The sequence below is a fragment of the Riemerella columbipharyngis genome, assembly GCF_900101995.1.
In the GTDB taxonomy this organism is placed as follows: domain Bacteria; phylum Bacteroidota; class Bacteroidia; order Flavobacteriales; family Weeksellaceae; genus Riemerella; species Riemerella columbipharyngis.
The window spans coordinates 230,552-256,663 of the sequence record NZ_FNAS01000001.1; the positions used below are offsets into that span (position 1 = coordinate 230,552).

At 38.2% G+C, this 26,112-nt stretch carries 17 protein-coding genes; 4 read left to right on the forward strand and 13 right to left on the reverse strand.

The features are described from left to right. Positions 1–64: 64 nt before the first annotated feature. Together sov and ruvA are read right to left on the reverse strand one after the other, a co-directional pair. Entirely contained in the window at positions 65–7,159 is a 7,095-nt protein-coding gene (sov, locus tag BLS89_RS01010; protein ID WP_176763212.1) for a T9SS outer membrane translocon Sov/SprA, read from the reverse strand. 63 nt (positions 7,160–7,222) lie between these two features. Beyond that, the gene (ruvA, locus tag BLS89_RS01015) at positions 7,223–7,807 is read right to left on the reverse strand and encodes a Holliday junction branch migration protein RuvA (protein WP_092735647.1); all 585 of its coding nucleotides are present in this window, start codon (positions 7,805–7,807) and stop codon (positions 7,223–7,225) included. Between the two features lie 161 nt (positions 7,808–7,968). On the opposite strand from ruvA, the gene BLS89_RS01020 reads away from it, so the two are divergent. From BLS89_RS01020 to BLS89_RS01035, 4 genes are all read left to right on the forward strand, one after another. Continuing rightward, the gene (locus tag BLS89_RS01020) at positions 7,969–9,132 is read left to right on the forward strand and encodes a GlmU family protein (protein WP_092735648.1); all 1,164 of its coding nucleotides are present in this window, start codon (positions 7,969–7,971) and stop codon (positions 9,130–9,132) included. 121 nt (positions 9,133–9,253) lie between these two features. Then, positions 9,254–10,732 carry an MFS transporter gene (locus BLS89_RS01025; protein ID WP_092735649.1) on the forward strand — a complete coding sequence of 493 codons (1,479 nt, stop codon included), beginning with the start codon at positions 9,254–9,256 and terminating at the stop codon, positions 10,730–10,732. Between the two features lie 8 nt (positions 10,733–10,740). Beyond that, the gene (gene dacB, locus BLS89_RS01030; RefSeq protein WP_092735650.1) at positions 10,741–12,144 is read left to right on the forward strand and encodes a D-alanyl-D-alanine carboxypeptidase/D-alanyl-D-alanine endopeptidase; all 1,404 of its coding nucleotides are present in this window, start codon (positions 10,741–10,743) and stop codon (positions 12,142–12,144) included. Then, positions 12,141–13,316 (forward strand): sensor histidine kinase, encoded by a 1,176-nt coding sequence (locus BLS89_RS01035; protein ID WP_092735651.1) that lies wholly within the window; start codon positions 12,141–12,143, stop codon positions 13,314–13,316. The genes dacB and BLS89_RS01035 overlap by 4 nt, the downstream gene beginning before the upstream one ends. Here BLS89_RS01035 and BLS89_RS01040 read toward each other — a convergent pair. The 11 genes from BLS89_RS01040 to prfB form a co-directional block, all read right to left on the reverse strand. Continuing rightward, a complete protein-coding gene (locus BLS89_RS01040) occupies positions 13,313–14,482 on the reverse strand; it encodes a THUMP-like domain-containing protein (protein ID WP_092735652.1) in 1,170 nt (389 codons plus the stop codon). The genes BLS89_RS01035 and BLS89_RS01040 overlap by 4 nt on opposite strands. After that, positions 14,479–15,561, reverse strand: a complete 1,083-nt coding sequence (locus BLS89_RS01045) for a chorismate mutase (protein WP_092735653.1) — start codon at positions 15,559–15,561, stop codon at positions 14,479–14,481. The genes BLS89_RS01040 and BLS89_RS01045 overlap by 4 nt, the downstream gene beginning before the upstream one ends. Before the next feature lie 5 nt (positions 15,562–15,566). Further along, positions 15,567–16,025 (reverse strand): hypothetical protein, encoded by a 459-nt coding sequence (locus tag BLS89_RS01050; protein WP_092735654.1) that lies wholly within the window; start codon positions 16,023–16,025, stop codon positions 15,567–15,569. Positions 16,026–16,156: 131 nt separating this feature from the next. Then, on the reverse strand, positions 16,157–17,248 hold the full coding sequence (dnaX, locus tag BLS89_RS01055) for a DNA polymerase III subunit gamma/tau (protein ID WP_092735655.1): 1,092 nt from the start codon (positions 17,246–17,248) through the stop codon (positions 16,157–16,159). A 190-nt stretch (positions 17,249–17,438) separates the two neighbouring features. Further along, a complete protein-coding gene (locus tag BLS89_RS01060; RefSeq protein WP_092735656.1) occupies positions 17,439–19,100 on the reverse strand; it encodes an MBOAT family O-acyltransferase in 1,662 nt (553 codons plus the stop codon). Further along, on the reverse strand, positions 19,100–20,452 hold the full coding sequence (locus BLS89_RS01065) for an SGNH/GDSL hydrolase family protein (RefSeq protein ID WP_092735657.1): 1,353 nt from the start codon (positions 20,450–20,452) through the stop codon (positions 19,100–19,102). The genes BLS89_RS01060 and BLS89_RS01065 overlap by 1 nt, the downstream gene beginning before the upstream one ends. A 55-nt stretch (positions 20,453–20,507) precedes the next feature. Then, positions 20,508–21,476: a glycosyltransferase family 2 protein gene (locus tag BLS89_RS01070; protein WP_092735658.1), complete on the reverse strand. Its 969-nt coding sequence runs from the start codon at positions 21,474–21,476 to the stop codon at positions 20,508–20,510. Between the two features lie 68 nt (positions 21,477–21,544). Beyond that, positions 21,545–22,222: an ATP-dependent Clp endopeptidase proteolytic subunit ClpP gene (gene clpP / locus BLS89_RS01075; RefSeq protein ID WP_092735659.1), complete on the reverse strand. Its 678-nt coding sequence runs from the start codon at positions 22,220–22,222 to the stop codon at positions 21,545–21,547. Positions 22,223–22,291: 69 nt separating this feature from the next. Next, positions 22,292–24,214 carry a DNA primase gene (dnaG, locus tag BLS89_RS01080; protein ID WP_092735660.1) on the reverse strand — a complete coding sequence of 641 codons (1,923 nt, stop codon included), beginning with the start codon at positions 24,212–24,214 and terminating at the stop codon, positions 22,292–22,294. An 18-nt stretch (positions 24,215–24,232) separates the two neighbouring features. Beyond that, complete coding sequence (locus tag BLS89_RS01085) at positions 24,233–24,898, reverse strand: DedA family protein (protein ID WP_092735661.1); 666 nt, start codon at positions 24,896–24,898, stop codon at positions 24,233–24,235. 62 nt (positions 24,899–24,960) lie between these two features. Further along, positions 24,961–26,073, reverse strand: a complete 1,113-nt coding sequence (prfB, locus tag BLS89_RS01090) for a peptide chain release factor 2 (protein WP_092735662.1) — start codon at positions 26,071–26,073, stop codon at positions 24,961–24,963. Positions 26,074–26,112 lie beyond the last annotated feature (39 nt).

The window sequence follows — 26,112 nt, forward strand, 5'->3', positions numbered from 1 at the left end:
AATAAAACTAAAAAAGGACGCAAAAGTTTAATCTGCGTCCTTTTTCTATTATGAAAATGAGAGGTTAAAATCCACCTATATTGGCTCCTCCTATACTATTACTGCTTCCTCCGAATGTAAAAGTTGCGGAAAACCCTGCTCTAACGGTAGAAAGCGGAAATGCCGTAGATATTTTATATTTAGTAAAGAGCTGGTCGTAAAAGAATTTAAAGTTAAGGTTTTCAGACATATTATAATCAGCAGAAACCTTTATACCCATTATCTTTTGTCCTCCGGTAACTTGGGAATCGTCTAATAGGATGTTGCTGATTCTCGTTTTATTATCAAGGAGCGATAAGTCTGCACGAATATTCAAATCGCTTTTTATGATTTTTGTTTTGTTTCCAAATTTCATTTTGAAGCTTAAATCTTTTAGAATATATCCGAAACCTACGACATACTCGGAGCCGATGTCCTCTGTAAGTGTATGATTGACTAATCCCAATAAGAACATCCTGTTTCTGTTATATTGAGCCCTAAACTGCATACTATTCCGCATCGTAATATCTGCCCCTATCAGTGGTGAGAAGCTCTCCGAATACATCACTTGAGAAAAGACATAAGGGTTTAGCCTATCGCCAGATGCATCTTTGCCATTTGGGTTATTATAAAAGTCGATGTTGGACTGTATTCCCGCAGCAGTATAAGTAGAGGTGTAGGCATTATTTATATCAAACTTCTGGAACAAGCTGTTGATGAAAGGAATATTTTTAAATCCAGAGTAGGTAATCCTCCAGTTAGGAAGTGGGAACTTCGGTTTCGTAGGGTTCTCCATTTTAGATGAAGTTTTCCCTTTAACTGCAGAGCGGAAAGCCGGTATTAAAATATAAGTATTAGCTATACTATATCCTTCTACGAAGCCATTATTGTCTACCAATCCTGTATTTTCATTAGAAATTTGTCTGGCAATAATTCTCATATTTCTATAAATTTCGTTGCCGTCTTTGAAACTTGTAAACAATAAGAAATCGCTGTTGGAATAGCTAAGGGTTTCATTACCGAAAGAGAACTGAATACCGTTTGCTGGATTGTGGTCCAAATCAATATTAAAGCCTCCTTGAATAAAATTCCTATTATAAGATCTTAGGACATTCAGGTCTATTTTTAAGTCTTTGATAGGTTCTATTGTTACATTTCCGGTAATGTTTTGGCTATTAACCTGTGTATAAGGGTCGTTGAGATACTCTGAATTGGTAAGCCAGCCTCTCTCTATAGCTATTCTTCTGATATCTGCTTGAGAACCTAATAAAAATCCGGTGGTAGGGCCGCCTATGCTTTTACCGTATCCGAAGAAATTAGGATTTGATAAGATTCCGGGTAGTGCCGTACCATTAGTTTCATTATAGCTGAAATTCATTTGCTTTATAGAGGTAAGCAAAGACAATAGCTGCTGTCCGGCAGAAAGATGATTTTTGAATCTATAACTTTTGAATTTGAATTTTCTTTTATTATTCTTATTAGCAAAGGCTTTTTCGTAAACTTGGTTTAGAGAATCTATTTCTCTGTCTCGTCCTCTTCTTATGGAATCTATTTTCTTGAAGGCTTTGAATTTCTTAAAGAAAAAAGGAATATCCATAGAAGCTGTTGCTACCTTGTTATTATTATTCTGGGAAAGGTTCCCTAAATTTCCATCTGGGCTGTTAAGCAGTACCGAAGATCTTGCACTCCAATTGTATTGGAAGCCGTAGCCCACCTCGGCGGTTATGAAATCCAAGTAAGGAAAATACTGGAACGGCAGCTGATAATTTAGGGTCACTCTGTGGTTGTACAATATAGGTCTTCCTACTTGGAACGGACGCTCAAATATAGAAGAAGTATTCATATTAGAGAGGTTCCATTGGTCGTTTAGTGTTCTTGTCGCCGAAGAGATATCCAGTTTTAGTGACTTGGAAAGATTGAACCCAAGATTGTACTGCCATCCGAAATAGAAAGTTCCGTTTCGCAGTGTTCCAAAGTTTTGTGAAGAGTTTCCGTTATTTATTAAAGCTTCTATATTTCGGAACTCTATTTCATTATAATCTCTATCCAATTCTGTACGGAAAGAAAATCTTTTAGGCAATGGGTTGATATTAAATTCTTTAATCCATCTAAGGTACTTATAAGATTTTGCCGTATCGCTGATCAACTTATCAAACGGTTTAATAGACCAAGGCTTAAAGTTGAAATTATAATCCAAATAAGCTTTGAGATTTTGCCTTAGATTTTTTTTGGTGTAGATATCTCTATAATAGCTGTCATTATATATGGCTGTAAGAGAGAGGTTCTCTACATCGTAGAATTTAGGTTTTTTATCTGAGTTTGTTCTCTCCTTGTGCATATTCATTACCCCGAGACTTCTCTGTCTGGTATAGGTTCTTATTATTTTTTTCAGTTGGTTTTTTTTCGCATCGTCTTTGAAAAGCACATCGTTGTCTAACGGATTATACTTAGGGTCTTCCACCGTCTGTGTATAAGAATAGTTTACAGGGATTTTCATACCTGCTTTTTCCGGTAAGAATTTATCTATGTTTACATTAGTATTTACGCTATAGGCAGTGTTATCCGTCTGCTGCCTCTGCATAGGTTTTTGGTCAATGAACCCGAATCCTACAGTAGAGAGAGCTGCATTGGCATTCACCGAAGCAAAGTCTCCAAGGTTGAAATCTAAGCTAGCATTTCCGGCATAGCCTCCCTTGTCATCTATTCCGGAAAGTCTGAGTTCATCTACCCAGAGGACAACATCTTTAGATTGGTCTGAGGTATTCCTTACCCCCATCAATACCGTAGTGATGTTCCCTAAACTTGGGCGTCCTTTGGTGTAAATCGTTTTATTGGCATCGCCGTACTCTGTATATCTTACTCTTTGGTCGAGGGAGATGCCGCTTTTATCTCTATTGATTTTTGCATTTACGAAATCCTGAAGGTTAAGGTACACATTGTTTTCGCTCGGCCATATATCCAAAGGTAATACAGAATTGAGGGAAGTATATTTAAGTGAAGTTTCGTATTCGTAATAGTTATCTGTGGCATCACTACCAAACCGTATGAAGAATTTAAGATTTGGGTCTAATGCATTATTGCTAGTATTTCTCAAATCTTGTGCGTGTACGAATAGTTGGAGGGTTTTGTATCTTCTTAAATCGAGATTTACATTTTTGAAAACTCCACGGGAAGCATCGGTAGTTTTAGAAAGATTTTTTACTTTCATATAAAGAGAAGCTTCGTTTTGCCTTTGCGTACCTGTGGTGCCGCTTAGTACTTGTTGTTCTATTCCCGGAGGCATTACATACGGCGGCGTACCGTTTCCGTTTTCTTCCAAGTTTATGCCTCCTATATCAAAGTTAGAATTATCTATCTTATAGGCTCCTTCGTTTGCACTATTATTAGTGTTTGATGCAATGTTTTTAGTGAATTTTCTCCAGTCCGATCTTACTAAATCCATTGTCCCAAAACGAAGTGTAGAGGTTTGGTCAAAACCTGTAAGGATAAGTCTTTCATAGCGTACATTATTGAGAATGCTGTTACTTGCTTCGCCGGCATCTAAATCGTATTGCTTAACGGGTACGCGGAAAAGAAACCACTTAGTCTTTCCTTTTTGTCCGTTGGCAAAGGTAACATCTACATTCTTCTCATCTACGATAAAGTTTCTGCCCAGCTTCAGTTCATTTGGGCTGAGGTCTATGGTGTATTGATTGTATCTTTCGTTCAAATCGAGATTGTAATCTCCATTGATGTCCTCTGTACTTGGAGTCTGTGATGACACTTCTACAGAGTTGGCTTTAGAGTTTCCGTCTGGATTGCGGAAATATTTGTATCTGTGTTCTACCGAAGAGGCATCTTTACCTTGGAAGCTTTCAGACAGGTAGTATACAAAATCATCTGACGCGGGGTCGGATTGATTAGTTACAGGGTTGATGAAATTTACCCCAAATTTTGCAGCTTCTTCTGCATTGTTCAGCCCATCATAGCCTACATCTTGCGACGGCCTATCTCCGCCATCAGATGAAAACGCATATATTACAGGCTGCTGTTCCGGCTGAGTTCCCCATACCGAAGTAGTCGTTTTGGAAGGAGAGGAAGAGGTGGGCAATCCGTTTTCATACAGTAGTTTTCCGTCTTTTAGTACATCCTCTGATACATTTCCCAGCTGGAGTAGAAGCTTTGGAGCTCTGCCTAATGTATTTCCGTCTGCATAAGGATCCATCATCCAAAATTCTACATATTCTATATTGGAATCAGTAAAATTGGAAACCGATACAGGTCTCATTAGTCCTCCCCATCTGTTTTCCGGCAATTCGTCGTTAGGGGAGAGGTTATAAGGTCCTCGGTCTTTAGGATAGTAGGTTATATTCAAGGTGTTGAGGAAAGTTTGTTCTCCGGCTACAAAATCTCTGTTGCTAAAGATTTCTTTCATTTTCACCCGACGAGTCATATTATTGGAAACCGCATCTGCGTTTATTCCATTAGGAGCCTTTCCGCCTACGCCGTAGAAGCGAGGGTCTATATAATACCAAGAAATCAATCCTCTTCCGTATCCGCTTTTGATATCGTTATTGAGACCGGCATTTGAAAAAATAGGATTGTTTTTGTTTTGCTGAGGTTCCGAAGAGATACTCCAAAATTCAGGATCTTTAAGTGAAATTTTAGAAGTACTTTGCTCAAAATCATCAATATAGGCTTGGTTGTCTATATCTCTGCTTTGTCCCGGAATCAGGTAGGCTGCTTCCGCTCGGAAATTCAAATTAGACGGGGCTTCTGTACTTATCAATGGGATTTTATCCGTGAATCTTGTAAGGAAAGGTAGTTCATTATTATACATAATGTTGAGCCCAAGCATTGTATTGTTTACCGCTTCGTCTCCTACTTGTACTTTTTGAGTGATAGGCCGCTCACGATAATTGACAGCCGTAGCCCCTATTGTAAGGTGGTCGTTGAATTTTCTTTCAAGGTTAAGCCCTAAGAATCGTTTTCTCTGTATATTGAAATTTATTTGATTTTCAAGAGAGATATTAATGGCTTTTCCGGATTGTTTTACTTGTTCATTGATAATGTTTACTCTCCCCAAAAGGTAATCTACGGTATAATCTACTCCCTCTACTAGCTGAACTCCGTTGGCAGTTACTTTTACAGAACCTTTAGGAACATTTATAGCTCCGAGGGCGATACCATCGCCTTGATTTCCCTTATAGCGTCCTTCTATGGTATATCTTTGTGCCAAAGCATCTTCAGAAACTTGCTGTTTTTGTTCGGTGTAGAGGTCTGTGAATACATATTTAGGGTCGTTGCCTCCTAATACGCTAGCAAGGTAGTTTCCAAATGGCTGGGTTTTAGTAAAGATAAGTTTTCCGTTTTGAGAATCAATGGTAAGCCCTTCTACATAGTCGAATAGGCCGTCTGAACCTAAGGTACTTGCTCCCAAGGAAGCATTATTGTTAGAAATAGTGCCGCTGTTGCTTCCGCTTATCCCTGAATTTAAGCCTTGTTGTGTAGAGAATTGAGAATCTACATTGCTATTACTGAGGTTGAGTCTATCCCAGTTGAATAAACTTAGGAGATTGGTATTCTGTACCGAAGTATTCGGTAGATAATTCACTTTTCCATTTTCAGGATCTCTGTAATAGACATTCAGCATAAATTGGTCTTGGCTCACTTGATTGGCATTTAACGAATAAATATTTTTCATCATCAAATTCCACATCGGAGAGGTGGTTTTAACCAAGACATTAGGTTTTAGTAGTTTAACGATAAGAACGGGGCTTTCTTCTGAAAATTCTCCTACTTTGTAAATTTTCTCGGAGCCGTTTATCGTATATGAATAAGCCACAGCCAAAAGCTGATTGTCGTTAAGCCTTTGGTTGAGGGAGAGGTAGCCTAATTGTGGATTGAAAGTATATTCATTGTTAGATAGTCGCCTTGCTCTTCTGTTGAATATAAATTGCTCTCCGTCGGTATAAGTTTCCGGAGTTCCCAGTGCATTGGCAAAAGTTTTTCCGTTGATGGTATTGTATGCCGCCGTAGGATTCCTAAGTCCTTCTCCTAAGGCTAAAATATTTTGGTAGAGATTATTATCACTATTGTCCGGATATTGGGCACTGCCTTCGCCTAAGTCTCTAATCCCCAAGATACTTTTTTGATCTTGCAGATTATTTCCTCCTTGGTCTAAAACCCAGACTTCCAGCCTATTGATTTGTATTTTTGAATTGATTTGAGGATAGTTGAGGAGTGCGTTATCATAATTTTTGAAGAAGTACTGCCCCAAGTAGTAGTGCTGATTGTCCTCATAATCTACGGCATTTATTTTGAAAGTATTGATGGCTCCGCCTCCTTGTACTACGATATTTCTGGATTCTCCTCTTTGTTGGGAAAGCACCAAAGTTCCTTTGGTTTTGCCTAATTGAAATTCTGTTTTTATACCAAATAAAGATTCCGAGCCGCGTATAAGACTGGAAGAAGAAGGCATATTAACATTACCAAACTCTAATCTTTTGATGATTTTGTCTTCGCCGCCTTCGTTGTCGTCCAATCCTTTGGATTGCAGGTCTTTCCAAGTTCCTTTAGACTGCCATACGAGATTCATTTTGTTCTCAAAAGCAAAACCACTCTGCGTATCGTAATTGGCTTTCAGCTGAAGATTGTTCCCCACTTTTCCTACTACGCCCAGCTGGATTCTCTGCTGTACATTGAATGCAAAATTCTTTCTGTTCTGTGGCAGTATCAGTGGGTTATCTATTTTTTGATAGATTCCTCCTAAATCAAAAGAGGCAAATCCCTGTGGGATAAGCTCTATTTTGTTACCGCCGAATATGGTTTTGAAAAGTTTATTTTTAATGTACAAGCTTGGTAGAAGTCCTTTTTTCTTGGCATCAGTCTTGTCTTTTTTGTAAACCAAACTTTCATTGAGGGATTTCTGCTGATAGTATTCTTTGGAGCTATTAGCCCTTACATAGTTGGAATACTCCTCCGGCAACATTTCTATTGGAGTCCCTGTTACTATATTTCCCACCTTAGGATAGAGGAGATATACACCTTTGGACACATCGTAGAATGCCTCATACCTTATAGGCGAGGGTAGTGCTATGTCCGGGTTAGACGCCTCTTTGTTTTCTTTTATCTGAGCATCTATACTATTGCTGAAACTTATGACAAGCCACAACAAAACTATTCTAAAGAGCGTAATATTTCTGATATTCTTCTTCACTTGTAACTATATATTCTTGAGTACTTGTTTTACTAATTCTTCTGTGGATATTTCCGGATTTTGTTTCAAAAGCCTGTCTGCTAATTTTTCTGCTGTTTTTCTGGAAATACCTAAAACTTCTAATGCAGATAACGAATCTTCTTTCACTTTATTATCTAAAACGGAAGAAATCCTCTCTTCTGAAGCATCAAATTTGTTTAATTTATCTTTTAAATCCACGATAATGCGTTGTGACGTTTTTGCACCTAAGCCTTTCACTTTTTGCAGCAATCCGCTATTTCCGGATAAAATGGCTTGTGCTATTTCATTAATCTCTAAAGACGAGAGCATTATCATCGCAGAGGCAGGGCCCACGCCGCTCACGGATATCAGTAGGTTGAACATCTCTTTTTCTCTTATTGTGGAAAACCCAAATAACAGATGAGCATCTTCTCTGATAATCTGCTGGGTAAAAAGTTCGCTTTCCTTGCCTAACTGCAAAGATTGGGAAGTGAATATACTTATACCGATATAATATCCTATACCTCCCGTATCTATTACGGTGTAGGTAGGTCCGAGCTCTCTTATGATGCCTCTCAAAAAATAAATCATAACACCTAAAATATAATCCGTAAAAATAAGAAAATATTTTGAATGTGTAAGTAAGACTTTATTTTTGTATCATACGGTGTGAATATAAGTCAAATTTGGTTTAAGTTATGATTTTTCTGTATTCTTTTTTTTTGTTACCTTAGCCCTCAAAATATTAGACTATGCAGCAGATTGTATTTTCAGATGCACAATATTGGGGGCGGTTTCTTCCGCTTACTTTTACGAGACCCGTGGCGGAATTGCGTTGTGGGATAATGTCTTTCGCAGAGCGTTGGCAGAAACTTTTAGGGATAGAAGAGGTGAGCTATCTTACCGAAGACTATTTACAAATGAAATTTCCTAAACCGGAGAAAAAAGAAAGTTTGTTTATTGTACCTAATTTTATACCATCGGAGGTATTGCTTGATGAGATAAAAAATCTGAAAATAGGTGAGGCGTTGGTGTATAGAGACGAGGTGATTGCAGCATATCTGGATATGACTGATTTTTCTATCAATAATATCTGCAAAATGACGGATATTACGGAGGAACTTTTAATATTTGAGCGTCCTTCGGATTTGTTTTCGTTTAATGATAAGGCTATTGATTACGATTTTGAGTTTATCACCAAAAATAGAAAATCGGCACAGCTTTCTGATACCAACGGATTTATCGGAGACAAAGCACATCTCTTTATAGAAGAAGGGGCAATGGTAGAGTATGCAACGCTTAATTGTAAAAAAGGGAAAATCTATATCGGCAAAGATGCAGAAGTGATGGAAGGCTGCCACTTGAGAGGACCTATTGCACTATGCGAGCATTCGGTTTTCAATCTGGGGGCTAAGGTCTATGGCGCCACCACCATTGGCCCTTATTGTAAGATAGGAGGGGAGGTAAATAATGTGGTGTTTTTGGGCTATTCCAATAAGGGGCACGACGGCTTCCTCGGTAATTCTGTAGTGGGCGAATGGTGTAACTTTGGTGCAGATACCAATTCTTCTAACCTGAAAAATAATTATGCCAATGTAAAGCTGTGGAACTACCAGTCTAAGCGTTTTGAGGATACGGGATTGCAGTTTTGTGGACTGATAATGGGCGATCATTCCAAAACAGCGATTAACACGCAGTTCAATACAGGCACCATTGTAGGAGTAGCAGCAAACATATTCCGAGAAGGTTTCCCGCCTAATATTGTAGAGCATTTCAGCTGGGGAGGAAAACACGGCGACCCGAGATTCAAACTTGAAAAAGCCTTTGAAGTTGCAGAGAAAGTAATGGCGAGACGAAACAAGGTTTTCACTAATGAGGACCAAGAAATCCTCAAATATATCTATGAAATGAATTAAAGGTATAATCTCAAAGGTAACCAAACCTATGGCTCGTTCGTATTGATTTGAGTAATTATTGAGTTTTATTGTTCAATATGTCAGAGGTTTTTTTATTTTTGTGATTATTAAAGAAACAAAAATGTCAGAACATACTCTTCTTAACCCCAAAAAGATAAAAAAGAATGATTCTAAAATAATGCGTGCTTGGGCAGTCTATGACTGGGCAAATTCCGTATATTCTTTAGTCATTACCTCTACGATTTTCCCTATTTACTACAGTGCCATTACTACGGCATATCAAAAAAATGAATATATATCGTCTACGGGAGAATGGATAAAAGTTCCGGTAAGGAACAGCGTGAAAATTTTTGGAAGCTCGTATCATCCGGATGCTGTTTATGGGTATTCGCTTACCGTATCTTTTTTCATTGTCGTTCTTTTGTCGCCTATACTTTCGTCTCTGGCGGATACCATAGGGAACAAAAAATCCTTTATGCAGTTTTTCTGTTATTTGGGTGCTACTTCTTGTATGGGGCTGGCGATGTTTGTTAATATGCATACCATATTTTTGGGACTGCTATTCAGTATTATGGCGAGTATAGGTTTCTGGGGGAGTTTGGTTTTTTATAATTCTTTTTTACCCGATATTGCAACCCCCGATAGGCAAGATGCCCTTTCGGCAAAGGGCTATGTCTATGGCTATATAGGTTCGGTACTGTTGGTGGTTATTTGCTTGTTGCTCATTCAGGTAGTGGCACAGACGCTGAGACAAGCATTGTTGTTTACAAGGATTAGTTTTTTACTTACAGGAGCTTGGTGGTTTGGTTTTTCTTATTATACTTTCAAATATTTGCCTAAGTTTGGTAATGTGGAGAAAGATTTGCCTAAGGATTTGGTATTACTTAATTTCAATAACTTTTTCAAAGACCATAAAAAAGAAGGAGGCTTTTTGTCCGTACTGAAAGATAATATTTGGTTCTATACAGAGATAGGAAAAGAGAGTTTTCGGGAGCTCTACAAGGTAGGGAAAAGACTCTTTCATACTTCGAATTTGAAATACTTTTTGGCAAGTTTCTTTTTTTATAGCGTAGGTATGCAGACCATCTTTCTGATGGCAACACTTTTTGGGAAAAGCGAGATAAATCTTCCGCAGAATAAACTCATTATTACACTTTTGCTAATACAGATAGAAGCCATTATAGGAGCTGTTTTATTTTCTAAATTGTCAAAAAAAATTGGTAACAAAAATGTAATTTCCATATCTATTGTATTATGGATAATTGCCTGTGTGTTTGCCTTTTTTATCAAAAAAGAAAGCCGTTATGTAGAATTGGAATTTTACAGTATAGCTGCTATTATAGGTTTGGTAATGGGAGGATTACAGTCTATATCCCGCTCTACTTATTCCAAACTTTTACCGGAAGATGGTATGGAGAATACCACCTATTTTAGCTTTTACGATGTTTTGGAAAAAATCGCCATTATTCTGGGAACATTCATTTTTGCTACCCTTATTGATAAATTTAATAATATGAGGTACGCCGCACTTTCTATGGTTGTATTTTTTGTATTAGGTTTATTTTTCATTAGATTTTTGAAGAAGACTTTTAAATCCTAAATTCCTCTATGAAAAGTTTTTGCCGTATTTTATTTTTAATGATGTCTGTTCTTGGTTATGCTCAAGTGAAACAGGCTTTAGATGCTGTTTTTAGGAGGGTATTGGATTCGCCTAAATTTATGGCGGCGAATATTTCTTTCTATGTTACCGATGAAAACGGCAATGAAATTTATAATTACAATGCCCAAAGAGGGCTTTCCACCGCGAGTACGCAGAAAATTTTCACAGCATTGGCTGCATTGGATTTGCTTGGTAAGAATTTTAGATATACGACTATCGCTTCTTATGATGGAGTGCTTTCATCAGGTGTGCTTAGCGGTAACTTGTACCTCTCTTCTGACGGCGATCCTTCCTTGGGAAGCTGGCGTTATAAAGGCTATAAACCCAAAGATTTTTTGGAACAATTATATACGGCTCTGTCCAATGAAGGCATAGACAAGATTGATGGAAATATCATTATAGACGATTCTTATTTTGATTTTCAAAATGTACCCGGAGGCTGGTGTTGGAACGATGTAGGAAACTATTATGGTGCCGGTGTCTGGGGGGTCAATTGGAGAGAGAACCAATATGATATTAAAATACGGGGGGGGGAAAGAAAGGGAGAAGCTACGCAAGTTTTAGACTTTTCTTACCAGTTTGAAGATATCAATATTGTCAATGATTTGGTGTCCGGGAGTAAAGATTCCAGAGATAAGAGTATTATCTACACTTCGCCGCATAGTGGTACCGTCTTTATCAATGGAACTATACCGGCGGGGAAAACAAGCGTAATCTCCGGAGCTACGCCCAATCCGCCTCTGCAAATAGGTGTAGAAATGAAGAAATTTCTCAGCCTTAAAAATATAAAAGTGGAAGGAGAGGTGCTGACTTTTTCAGGACTTAAAATAAAACACAGAGAGGCTGAGGTTTTTAGTCGCAGCAGACACGAGTTTTGGCAATACCATTCTCCGCCATTGTCGGATATTGTCCATTGGTTTTTGAGGAAAAGTGTTAATCTATATGGAGAGACTTTGCTCAAAACATTAGGGAAGCGTATTTTCAATAAAAATAATACCGAAGAATCTGCTGCCCGGCTTCGTGCCTATTGGACTGGCAAAGGTATTGCTCCTATGATGATAGCATTCGAAGACGGGAGTGGACTTTCGCCTCAAAATTATGCCTCTGCCAAAGCCGAAGTTCAGGCGTTGAGGTGGGGAAAATCTCAGCCTTGGTTTGAGACTTTCTATGAAGCACTTCCTACGATTAATGGGCTTAAAATGAAAAGCGGAACCATAAAAGGAACAAAAGCCTATGCGGGATATTCTACTTCCCGAAGTGGGAAACAATATATTTTTTCTATTATCGTTAATAATTATAACGGAGGCAGTATCAATGAAGAATTATTTAAGATTCTTAATACGCTGAAATGAAACAAAGAAGCAGCTTTTTTTCAAGAATTAACCTGATGGTATTTATACTCTTTAGTGTAATAGTATTCGGAATAAGTGTTTATTCTATATTTATCATTCGGGATTTGAGAGAAAAAGAGGCGGGTAGAATGACGGTGTTTGCTGCCGCGATGAAATTTCTTCAAGACGAAGACCAGGGAGATCCTCGTATGCTGGAGCTTGTGCAGCAGATTATTATTTCTAATGATAATATTCCTATCATCGTAACGGATACACAAGGCATTCCGATTTCTGATTATATCCGAAATATTCCTGATAATGTAAAAAGCAATCCTCAAAAACTTCAAGAGCGGTTGCAAAGTATGAAGAAATCTTATCCGCCGATAAAACTTCAAATCTCAAATAAAAATACACAATACCTCTATTTCGATAATTCGGATTTGATGAACAATCTTCGCTATTATCCTTTTGTATTGGGGCTTTTTGTTCTATCTTATTTACTATTTAGTTTTTGGTTTCTTAGAACAATAAAAAAAACAGACGAAGGCTATCTCTGGGCAGGTCTTGCAAAGGAAACGGCACATCAGATAGGCACACCGCTATCGTCTATGATCGGCTGGATAGAGATCCTGAAAATGGATTGCGAAAACCATGAAGGAGTATTGGAAATGGAGAAAGATATACAGCGTCTTACGACTATATCGGAGAGGTTTTCCAAAATAGGTTCTGTGGCGGAAGTCAACGAGAAAAACCTCTGCGAAACCTTGGATCTCAATTACCATTATCTAAAATCCCGAATATCCAAAAAAGTAGATTTTCAATTGCATTTGCCTAATAGCAGGGTATATGTGCCTCACAATAGAATTCTTATCAATTGGGCAATAGAGAACTTAGTGAAAAATGCTGTAGATGCTATGAAAGGAGAGGGAACACTTACAATAGTACTCACAGTAAAGGGGAAACAGGCGGTCATAGATATTACAGATTCCGGTAGTGGAATGTCTGCAAGAAATGCCCGCATGATATTCAAACCGGGATATTCCACTAAAAAAAGAGGCTGGGGGCTGGGGCTGTCTTTGGCTAAAAGAGCTGTAAGCGAATACCACAAAGGCGAAATAAAAGTATGGCATACAGAGATAGGCAAAGGAACCACATTCAGAATTATCTTGAAACCACTAATTGATAAATTCTAATTTTTGTTTTTTGCCAAATTTGCATTACTCAATATTATTTTTTTATCCTTGGATTGAGTGAAAATCACATAATCACTACCTCCGTCTTTTATTCGATATTTTTTCTTGATTTCTTCCGGAGAGAGAGGGTAGTTTTTAGATATGATGTTGAATTGTTGTCCGGTTATTTCTTTTTTATTTGAAATAATATTGACTTCTAAAACTCTTCCGGGGAAATTCTCAACCAACATATCCGAAGTGTAAAGATGAGTGTTGGGGTGTAGTTTTTTTATATTAAATCGATTGGAAACCAAATCAAATGCACCTGATTTCAAAACGGCATTATTGGGGATGTAGAGGTATTTTTCGGGATAAGAATATTCGGAATGGATATCATCAGTCTCAGAATATTCAAAGTCAAAAACAAGTTCAGTGCTTTCTAAATTTACACATTTGAAAACCAGATTTTTAGGTTTTTTGCTGAGAATGCATACCACCTCTTTTACCTCGTTTCTTACGGCAATGATGTGAATTTCTACGAGCTGTTTAAGGTTTTGGGTTAAATATTTAAGGTCAATAATCGGGGATAGTTTGACCATTACATTTTCTGATATTTCCAATAATCTGTCCTGAATTTCAAGCAGATTAGGAGACAAATCTTCTAGTAAGAACTTCTTTCGGTTGAGAGTGTCGCGTCTCGCAGGATCTATGTATATCCAATCAAAATTTTCTGAAATTTGGCTAAGTATATTTTGTAAATCGTTATTGATGAATACCGCTTTTTTATTCATTATATTCCAGTTGTGGCATACCAATTCCAATAACGAGCTGTTTTGTTCGACTAATGTCGCTTCCTCAAAGCGGTTGGATAAAAAATATGCGTCTATTGCCAATCCGCTGGTAAGGTCTAAAAGTTTTTTCCCCTTCATCAATCCTGCCTTATACTCTGCTGTGGTTTGGGAGGAGGCTTGTTCCAAGCTGATGTGCGGCGGAAATAAAATACCTTCTTTGTCCAAAAAAGGAAATTTCTTTTTGGCTTTATTCCGCCCTACGATTTGTTCTGCCAGCTCCTTATTGCTTACCCCTTCGAATATTTGTTTTTTTAGTATCAAATCGTGAATGCTAAGCTGTAAATTTTTAGCGATAAAGTCTTGAATTTCAGGAGTAGTGAGTTTATGGTTAATCACGGTTTATGAGTCATTATTTTATTTTGAACTTCTACAGATTCTTCGTGTACGGCTTTGAATATTTTTTCGATAAATTCTTTATTCATACCTGTTTCATCGGCTTTCATCTGAGCGTATTGTGTGATGATTTTCCATCTGTCGGGCTGGAATATGGCGATATTGTTTTTTTGTTTGATACTTCCTATTTTTTCGGAGATTTTCATTCTCTCGGACAGTAATTCTATGATCTGAAAATCAATATCGGAGATGAGCATTCGGTGTCTTTCCAAGTCTTCTTCGTAGCCGGAGATATTGGAGTTTCTTACTTTGAGACAAGAGATAATTTCAGCCAAATTTTCAGGCGTTATTTGCTGCGAAGCATCACTCCAAGCCTTGTCCGGCAGGCAATGGGTTTCTATCATTATCCCTTCGTAGTTTAGGTTTAAAGCCTCCTGTGCCACGCGGTATAGTCCGGTACGGTTTCCACAAATATGCGAAGGATCTACAAACATAGGAATATTAGGATATTGATTTTTGAAATCCAAAGCAATTTGCCAATTTGGGATATTGCGATATTCGGTTTTTCGGTAAGTAGAAAAGCCTCTGTGTATGGCTCCCAGTTTTTTTATTCCTTGGGCTAAAAGCCGTTCAAATGCACCAACCCATAATGATAAATCCGGATTGACGGGGTTTTTTACTAAAACTATTTTATCTGTACCTTCGAGGGCTTCTGCTATTTCTTGAACGGTAAAAGGATTCACGGTAGAGCGGGCACCTATCCATAATACATCTACATCGGCATCTAATGCAGCAGAAGTATGATAAGAATTAGCCACCTCTGTTGCAGTCTTGAAACCAAATTCTGTTTTTACCTTTTTCAGCCATTCCAAACCTATTGCGCCTACTCCTTCAAAAGAGCCGGGTTTAGTTCTGGGCTTCCATATTCCTGCACGGAAAACAGAGACTCCCATATTATTTTTTTTGATGCGTTCAGCCGTCTCCATCATTTGCTGTTCGCTTTCGGCACTGCATGGTCCTGCTATAATCATTGGCTTAGGAAATCCATCAATCCAGCTACATTCTAATTCTTTTAATGTCATTATTTTTAATTGAAATCAAATTTTAATAAATCATCTAATTCTTTTAGTAAAGGATATTTATGAGCCAGTTCGTAGAAAATATCACGGTTGTTTTTTACACTTATTCGTGGCAGAGCTTTCTGGCGGTATTCAATTGTGATATTGTAATTATTTACTTTTTTCTTAAAATTAGCAAAAAAATCCCCAACCATATCTTCAAAATGTTTTTTAGAGCTGTCGGAAGCATAAGTAATACTTATCAAATTGTCGCTTTCCTTATGAACTACAAATGCTTTGAGTGTACTGTATGCCGGAGTATTATTTTTGATTTTATCCAAAAAAGCATTCCATTCTTCTTGTAATGTTCCCGGTGAAAAATAGTCATTAGGCAAATTTCCGTCATTGCTTTCTACCGTATTTTGTTGCTCCTGTTTTTTCTTAATGTTTCCCTCAATATTGAATAAGCTCGGTATCCTGCCTTTCACTATTGGTGTATCGCTTCTCTTTATGGTTTTTATAGAATTTTCTTTGGGTTTTAGGATTTCCGTATTGGTGTTTTGTTCTTGTTTAGAGGAATCATTTTTTGATAAAAGCTCTCCTGAAACTGGCGGTGGGATTATTCTAAACTTTTTTTTTTAGCCGAAGATTTTCCATCTGCAGTAATGCTTGATAGCTGCATCAAAGCAATTTCTACGGTAAGCCTTGGGTTTTTAGAATTTTTATAATTGATATCTGCTTGGCTGCATATTTCTATGGCGGTAACGAGCTGTTGTGGTGTCCATTTTTTACCCTGTTCGGCAAACTTAGATTTAGAATTTTCTCCCACTTCTATCAAATGTAAAGTGGCAGGGTTTTGAGACAGCATTAAGTTTCTGAAATGGCTACCCAATCCAGCAATAAAAATTTGAGAATCAAAGCCTTTATTTATAATATCGTTAAAGACCGAAAGTATCTTTGGGATATCATTATCGTACGCCAGCTCTGCTATTTTTAGATATTGGTCATAGTCCAAAACATTAAGTATCTCCGCTGCGTTTGCTAAGGTAATGTTCTTTTGGGTAAAAGTTGCCAGCCTGTCAAAAATAGACAGAGCATCTCTAAGAGCTCCATCTGCCTTTTGGGCAATAAGATAGAGTGCATCATCTTCATACTTTATGTTTTCTTTGTCTGCTATTTTTCTGAGATGGTTCTGGATATCCTCTATGGCAATTCTCTTGAAATCATAAATTTGGCATCGTGAGAGTATGGTAGGGATAATTTTATGTTTTTCCGTAGTCGCTAAAATGAAAATAGCGTGTTTAGGCGGTTCTTCCAAAGTTTTCAGAAAAGCGTTGAAAGCCTGAGAAGACAGCATATGCACCTCATCTATAATGTAAACTTTGTATTTGCCCACTTGCGGAGCATAGCGTACTTGGTCTATCAGTCCCCGAATGTCATCCACGGAGTTGTTGGATGCGGCATCCAATTCAAAAATATTGTAGGCAAAGCCGTCTTCGCTTGTAGTACCGTCTTTTTCGTTGATCTTTCTTGCTAAAATCCTTGCACAAGTGGTTTTTCCCACTCCTCTGGGACCACAAAACAGCAAAGCCTGAGCTAGCTGGTTTTCCTCTATGGCGTGTTCCAATGTATCGGTAATATGGGATTGTCCCACTACGGTATCAAACTCTTGCGGACGATATTTTCGTGCAGATACTACAAAGTTTTCCATACCCCAAAGATAATAAAATCTTTTGCAATGCAAAAAATAAAATGATAAGATTTAGCTCAAATCCTCAAATTTGAATTTCAGAATTTCTTTCAGTTTTAGATTGTTGATTATCAGTTATTTGTGTTTTATTGGCGTTTATAGCTATGCTTTTGTTTTATCTTAGTTTTTTCAGCTTTAAAAATAATATTTGTTAAAATTGCAAATAAATAGGCATCACTTGTTCGGCAGATTTGAAATAGCCGTATAGTATTAAAAATAAAAAGAAAACCACTGCATAAGCCCACATTGGGAATGGCTTGCTCTTGTCGATAATACGCTCTGTAAGGTTGTCGGGAATCATATGTAGGCACAATGCCACTACAATCATCCAGATTACGCCTTTGTAATTGTTATAAAAAGGGAGGAATACTTTGGTATCAAAATCATAAAAAATCTGATGAATCATCGCTTGTGCGGAACCCAAATCGGCAGTGCGGAAAAATATCCAGCCAAAACATACGAAATGAAAGGTAATAATACCCATCAATATACGGTACCATCTTTTGTGATTGATACCGGCTAAGGATTGTCCGGTGAGCAGCATCCAGATTTTGTGTACGCCTAAGGCTGTACCGTGTATGGCGCCCCAGATGATGAAGTTCCAACTTGCACCGTGCCAAAATCCGCCCAGCAGCATTGTCGTCATCAGATTGAAATTAGCGGCAATGCCTTTGCTGTTTTTGGTGATAATTGCCGGAAGCAGAAAAATAAGGATTAAGGCTAATGCAACGCCTGTCGCCCAAAGTAAAGATAGATGGAGTATATGGGTGCACATAAGGAAAGCCCCTGCCAAAAAGGCACCTACAAAGATGAAAGAGGCGATAGAGAACTTGCGGTTGCCCCCGAGCGGAATGTACAAATAATCTTTGAGCCAAGAGGACAGCGAAATGTGCCATCTTCTCCAGAATTCCGTAATGTTTTTACTTTGGTACGGGGATAAGAAATTGGGTGGAATTTTGAAGCCCAGCCACAGTGCAATGCCGATGGCGATATCGCTATATCCGCTGAAATCGCAATAGATGACCATTGCGTAGCCGTACACCGCAAAGAGGTTCTCCAGTCCGGTATGCATAGAGGGATTATCAAAGATATAATTGACGAGGTTCAGCGTAATGAAATCGGAGATAACCAATTTCTTTATCAATCCGGAGATGATGAGGTAGTAGCCTTTTGCGAAGTCGCGTTCGCTGATGACATAAGGTTCGTTAATCTGCGGTACAAAGTCGTGTACCCTTACGATAGGTCCCATCATCAGCTTAGGAAAAAACGACAAGAAGAGCAAATAGTCCGAAAATTTACTTGCAGGCTTGAACTCTCCGCGATACACATCTACGGTATAGCTAAGGTTTTCAAAGGTATAAAAAGAGATGCCGATGGGCAAAAGGATATTCAGCGGATTGAAATGTGAGCTAAAAAGCTCGTTGCTGATGCTGATAAAAAAATTCGTGTACTTGAAGTAAAACAGCATTCCGAGATTAAAAATAATACTCAGTACGAGAAGTACTGTTTTTTTCTTTTTTTCTGGTGTTTTGTAGATGGCATTGGAAATATAAAAGTCCACGATGGCAGATAAAATGACCAATCTCACAAACCAGCCGCTTGCTTTGTAAAAGAAGTAAAGCGAAAAGGCACAAAATACATATCTACGTGCCTGATGATGCTTCCTAAGTGCAAAAAATAATACGATAAAAAGGGTAAAAAAATAGACAAAAAAACCATTGTTGAATAACAGCGGATTTTTGCTGTCGTACACAAACTCGTGCAAGAAAGCATTTCCGTCAAATGAAGCGAAAAAGTTCTGAATTTGATGCATCATTTTTTATTCTTGGTTTTTGGGTTGTACTTTTTGTAGTCGTTCATCATCGCACGGAAAATCTTTTCTGCAAGGACATCTCCTCCTTTGGCATTGGGGTGTATGTAGTCTTTGTTGGCCAATGGCGGATTTTGCTGTGCCCATTTCACAATAGCGTTTTCGCCGCCCATAGACTCAAATTGGTTGTAAAAAGCCAATCCGTTCTCAAAGGCAAGCTGTGCCTGTGTTTGTATAAGGTTAGGCATTCCCACAGCCGTTTTCATTTCGCCGTTGTAGCGGAAAGCACGGTCTGCACTGCTAATTAAAAGGAAGTCTGTATTCGGGAAATCTTTTTTTAGCCGTGCGAGTACGGGGACCATTCTTTGGGCGTAGTAATCGTAGTTTTTGTCATTCGGGCGAAACAAGAGATTGACCCCGTATTGCAGAACGATTAAATCGTAAGGGGTGTTTTGGTTAATAGCTTCAAATACTTCATCGTTTATTTTAGCCAATTCTACTCCGGTAATTCCTCGGAAAGAAAAGTTGTCAAGAAAAACGCCATTCTCGGACTCAAAGCTCACGCCGTATAGCGGCATACTTGCGGTATTAGAGTGAATTTTGATGGTGTGGGAAGTATCGTCGGAGAGCATTTGGCTGTTTACCCATTCTTTCCCATTGATGCTGATGGTTTGATTGTTAAAGGTCAAACTTCCATTGTCTGCCTTCCCGAACAGAATAGATTTCCGAATACTTACATCGTTATTTTTAATGGTATTGTCTCGGTATTGGGCAGTTCCGTTTCCTGTAAAAATATGCCCCGAAATGTAGAGATTTTTTGCCCCCGAAGTCATAAAGTTGGTATCTTTCCAGCCCGATGCCGCACAAGTAACGGTTTGCCTGAATCCATTTACATTAGAGGTAATGGGCACAAATCCTACGCCATAGCCGCCCAGTTCTTGCTGAAGCAGCCGGCGGAGCGTTTGGGTGAGCAAATCCCCTTCTATCATACTATCGCCAAAGTAAGCAATTCTTATTTTACCTTTTTTTGTTTTTTGCAATCGGGCTATTTTCGCCGCCAAGCGAGGCAGTGCACAGATGCTGTCGCCTTTATAGAAATTGGTAATAAATTCAGGTTTTTTATAGAGCTGGAAATCTTGTTCGGGAGATTGTTCCGTAATGATTTTTTGTGTAGAAGCCTTTGTGTTTTTTGCGGACGGTTCGGTTTTGTAAACGAAAAGGTCAGACAGCAGATTGACGCGGTCCAAAGGTTGCCAATGAACATTGAAAATCAAACTCATCGCCGAAGCAGTGAGATATACTGAGAAGCAAATAAGAACAAGAGTAACAACTTTGTGGTTTTTATTTTGGTTCAATTGAAATATTGTTTATTCAGAGGCAAATATAAATATAATTTTAAAAATAGAGAGATTAGTTTTTCCTTATGTAATGCTTCCAGATAAGCCATTTTTGGTGGTAATATTTTTTAGTTTGGCGAGAGCCTCTTCTTTTGTAAGATTCTTTTGCCTGCCCGTAAAATGCAAAATGAGCCCGAACGACTGCCCAAAGGTGAGGCAGCCCGTTTTTTAGACCAAAATAAATTCCTGCAATACCGTCTAAACAAAGTCTTGGGAATATGATCCAAAGTTTGTTTTTGGGAAGGTTTTTTAGCATCATAGAGAGATTGTTTCTAAAGTTCAGATAAGTTTTCTGCGGACTTTGTTTGCTGAGAGTACCACCCCCCACATGATAAACTGTAGATAGGTGGGTGTAGTAAATTTTTTTGCCATTATTTATAAGTCTCCAGCAAAGGTCTATTTCCTCTTGGTGTGCAAAGAATCTTTCATCAAAACCATTTTGCTCAAAGAAATCTTTAGCCCTAATGAAAAAACAACATCCCGAAGCCCAAAAAATCTCTGTTTCGTCATCATATTGCCCTTTGTCTTCCTCTACCTCGTCAAAGACCCGTCCTCTGCAATAAGGGTAGCCGAGATTGTCCAAAAAACCTCCAGCTGCTCCTGCAAACTCAAAAGTATTTTTATCGGTAAAGGATAGTATCTTAGGTTGTGCAGCTGCTATGGATTGGTCTTTTTCAAAAAGAGCAATAATAGGGGAGAGCCAGTTTTCTGTAACTTTCACATCGGAATTGATGAGGCAGAATATATCCGCCTGAATATTCTTTAATCCTACATTGTAACCACCTGCAAAGCCATAATTTTTATCATTAATAATGACTTTGACCATTGGGAAATGTTTGCGGATGAAGGACACAGAGTCGTCGGTAGAGCCATTGTCTATAATATAAATATCAGCTTCGGAAGAGTATTTTACTACGAAGGGTAAAAATTGCTCTATCCAGCTTTTTCCGTTCCAATTTAGTATGGCGATTGCGGTTTTCAATGCGCTTGGCTGTTAAAAAAAGAAAGTTACCCGAAATACGATAACCTTCCTATAATTAAGTGATTATCTTACTTTTTTCTTTCTAAAACTTCATCTACCATTCCGTAGTTTTTAGCTTCTTCGGAGGTCATCCAGTAATCTCTGTCCGAAGACTTTTCTACCCATTCGAAGGTTTGTCCGGAATGTAGAGAGATGATATCATAAAGCTCTTTTTTGAGTTTTAGCATTTCTCTCAGATTGATTTCCATATCGCTGGCTACCCCTTGTGCACCGCCACTCGGCTGGTGTATCATCACTCTGGAATGTTTGAGTGCAGAGCGTTTTCCTTCTTGTCCTGCTACTAAAAGAACCGCCCCCATAGACGCTGCAATCCCCGTACAGATAGTAGCTACATCAGGTTTTATAATCTGCATCGTATCGTAGATGCCCAGACCTGCATAGACGCTGCCGCCCGGAGAGTTGATATAGATTTGAATATCTTTATTAGGGTCTGCACTTTCTAAAAATAAAAGCTGTGCCGTAACGATATTCGCCACTTGGTCGTCAATTCCGGTTCCCAAAAAGATAATTCTATCCATCATCAGTCGGGAGAAAACATCCATTTGAGCGACATTCATACGGCGTTCTTCCATGATGTAAGGCGTAAGATTGTTTGGGGAGAAAATACCCATATATTGGTCGGTAGCCAGACCGCTGTTTCCTAAATGTTTAACAGAGAAATCTCTAAAATCTTTTTTAATATCCATTGTTGTTTATTCTTAAAATTTTTATGTTAATACCAATAATTGTTCCCAAGTGTAAAAGTAGTCATTCTGTCATAAAACACGAAGTAATTTTTCATCAATTTTATTTTTAAGCTCAGAGAGCAGCATAATTTTTTTGTAAAAAGCATAATTTTTTTCTTCTTTGGAGTTTTTCATTTTATTGATAATGCTAATGATAAACTCTCTTTTGTGTCTGAGTAATGTATCAGAAACTATTTTGTCCAAAACCTCATCTTCTTTCATAAAGTAGATATTGAACTTACTCCAGTCACTTGTTTGGTAAGGATTGACCAAAGCATCTGCAATTTTTGTATTGATGCTTTCATCCATCAGGGTGAAGAAAAAATTTCCGGCTCGTATTCGGTTTTCGTCTAAACCTGTTTTTATTTCCGAGATGATTTTATCATTGATAGAAGATAGTATTTTGTAGTCGTCTTCTTCCAGGTGGTTAATGACTGCTTCTGCCACAGAGGTTTCGTAGGGGTGGTTGTCAATGTCTTTAAGCTCTATGATATAATCCCCATACTTTAGCACAAGTTCCACTATTTTTTCCTCTAAAACCAGCAGAGGGTCTATGCTGAGATCTATTTTAGACTGAGTAGGGACAACTTTTAATTTGTTTTTTTCTAACCGGGACGGCGGTGTTTTTACCTGATTGTCTTTTCGCTGTTTTTGTACGCCGAGTTCGCTAAATAAACTCTTTTCCGATAGTCCGAATTTATTAGCTATTTCTTTGAGATAAACCTCTTGTTTTAGAATATTCTCTACATTGGCTACAGATTTCACGATATCCCTTATGGCTTCGGTTTTTCTTATAGGGTCGTCTGCAATATCTTTCAGCAGAATTTCGGCTTTGAAGTCTATGAAATCCTTGGCATTTTCGGAGATGAAATTCTCTACATACTCTTGGGGGTGTTTCCTTGAGAACGAATCGGGATCATCGCCATCTGGGAAGAGTAGTACCCTGATGTTCATACCTTCGGAGAGTAGCATATCAATGCTTCTAAAACTTGCTTTTATTCCTGCGGCATCTCCATCAAAAAGTATGGTTACATTCTCTGTAAGCCGTTTGATGAGTTTTATTTGTTCTGTGGTAAGGGAAGTGCCGGAGCTTGCCACCACATTTTCTATTCCGGCTTGGTGCAGAGCTATTACATCCATATAGCCTTCTACCAAGAGACAAAGATTGTTTTTGGAAATCGCTTGCTTGCTTTGGTTTATACCGTATAAAACATTGGATTTGTGATAAATGTCTGTTTCCGGAGAATTAAGGTATTTAGCTATTTTGGTGTTGGATTTTAGAGTCCTTGCACCGAAGCCCAGCGTCCTTCCGGAGAAACTATGTATTGGAAATATAACGCGTTCCCGAAAGCGGTCTATGCCTTTTGGTGTATGTTCCGGGAAAATAGAAAGTCCAGATTTTTCTAAAATCGTTTTATCGTAGCCCTTTCCGAGAGCATATTCTGTAAAGGCGTTTTTATTTTCTGGAGAATAGCCCAGCTGAAATTTTTGGATAATGTCTTCCCGTAGTTCACGTTCCTTAAAATAAGCTAGCCCGATAAGTTGCCCCTCTTCCGTATTCCAAAGTTGTTCCCTAAAAAATCGATCTGCCACTTCGTGGATTTTGTAGAGTAAATCTTTTTCATTTCGGCTGGCTATTTCTTCTTCGGAGAGTTCTCGGTGGTCTTCTTCTATTTCTATGCCGTACTTTTTGGCAGCGTACCTTAGAGCTTCTGGATATGAAAACCCCTCTATTTCCATAAGAAAAGAAATAGCCGTACCTCCTTTGCCTGAGGAAAAATCTTTCCAAATTTGTTTGCTCGGCGATACTACAAAGCTCGGTGTTTTTTCATCTGCGAAGGGACTTAGCCCCTTGTAGTTGGATCCGGCTCGTTTTAATTGGACATATTCTCCTATGATTTCTTCTACCCTTATGGCAGAAAATATTTTATCAATGGTAGCTTTAGAAATCATCGTTTTTAGAGTTGATGCTTATGCTTTATTTTTGCTAAAAAACATTTTGAATAATACAGGTGCGGTCGTGATTAATACGATGAAAAGTATGATAATCTCTAAATGCTTCTTCATATCAATGCCCAATTGATCTTGGAAAAATACATTGAGATAATGTCCCATAAATATTAGTGTAAAAGCCCAAGCCACAGCACCAATGATATTATAGAGCATAAATTTTCCTTTCTCCATTCCTACTATTCCCGCTACTATGGGAGCAAAAGTTCTTATGATAGGCAAAAATCTTGCGGCAATAATGGCAATTTTCCCATGTTCTTCGTAGAAATCGTGGGCTTTGAAGAGGTATTTCTTTTTGAAAATAAAAGAATCCGGTCTTTCGTAAAGAGCAGGTCCGCTTTTTTTACCGAACCAGTATCCCACCATATTTCCCAAGATAGCTGCAATGGCTATGGAGATAGCCATAAGTGTCGTATCCAAAAAATCACTTTCGGTAGTACCGAATGTTTTTTCTATCATATCTTTAGCATAGATCCCGGAGATGAAAAGCAAGCTATCTCCAGGCAAGAAAAACCCGATAAATAAACCTGTTTCTGCGAAAATAATAAATAAAACTAACCAATATCCACCCAGCTGTATATAAAATTCTGGGTTTAGGAGGTCTTTCCAACTGTTTAAGTGATCCATAAAAAAGATATTTTACAAAGATAAAGATTTTTAGATTTTTTTCTAAAATTTTTTAACGATAATTATAATTCCTCATTGTCATCAGTTACAGCAGTGCCACCTGCCATTAGATAAGCTTTTAGAAAAGGGGTGAGTCCGCCATTCATTACAGCATCTACATCAGAGGTTTCATATCCGCTGCGTACATCTTTTACCAGTTTGTAAGGGTGCATTACATAGTTTCGGATTTGGCTGCCCCATTCTATTTTCATCTTGTTGGCTTCTATTTCGTTTCGTGCTTTCATTCGCTCTTCTAATTCTATTTCGTAGAGTCTGGATTTAAGTAATTGAAGAGCTTTTTCCTTATTTTGGAGCTGAGAGCGGCTTTCCGAGTTTTCTATAATTATTCCCGTAGGAGCGTGTCTTAGCCTTACCGCTGTTTCTACTTTGTTTACATTTTGTCCTCCAGCTCCGGATGAACGCATTGTTTCAAAACTGATGTCGGCTGGGTTGATATTAATTTCTATGGTATCATCTACAAGAGGATATACATAGACGGAAACAAAGCTTGTGTGTCGTTTGGCATTACTATCAAAAGGAGAAATCCTCACTAGTCTATGCACACCGTTTTCGCCTTTCAAATAGCCGAAAGCATATTCGCCGTCTATCTCTATAGTTACTGTTTTTATCCCTGCCACATCTCCTTCTTGGTAGTTGAGCTCTCTTGTTTTGTATCCGTTTTTTTCTGCCCACATCGTGTACATACGCGTCAGCATACTCGCCCAGTCGCAAGACTCTGTACCACCTGCTCCGGCAGTAATTTGAAGAACGGCAGAGAGCTCGTCTCCTTCATTTGAAAGCATATTTTTGAACTCCAAATTTTCTACCAGTTCTAATATTTTAGGGAAAGAATTGTCTAATTCTTGCTCGCTTTCGGGGTCTTCCTTAGCAAAGTCAGCGAGGACTTGCAGATCTTCAAAAGAGGTGAAAATGTTTTCGTAGTCTTCTACCCATTTTTTTTTGGAACGAAGCTGTTTCAGAAACAACTCTGCCTCCTTTGGGTTCTCCCAAAATTCAGGTGCTGCTGTTTTTTCATCATCATTGATAATCTCCAGCTTCTTTTTTTCTATTTGAAGATATTTATTTAAATCTTCTATGCGTTTTCCTAGTGCTTTTATTTGTTCGTGTGTGATCACTTCATCGATATTTAATTTTGCAAAAATAAGGATTTTTAA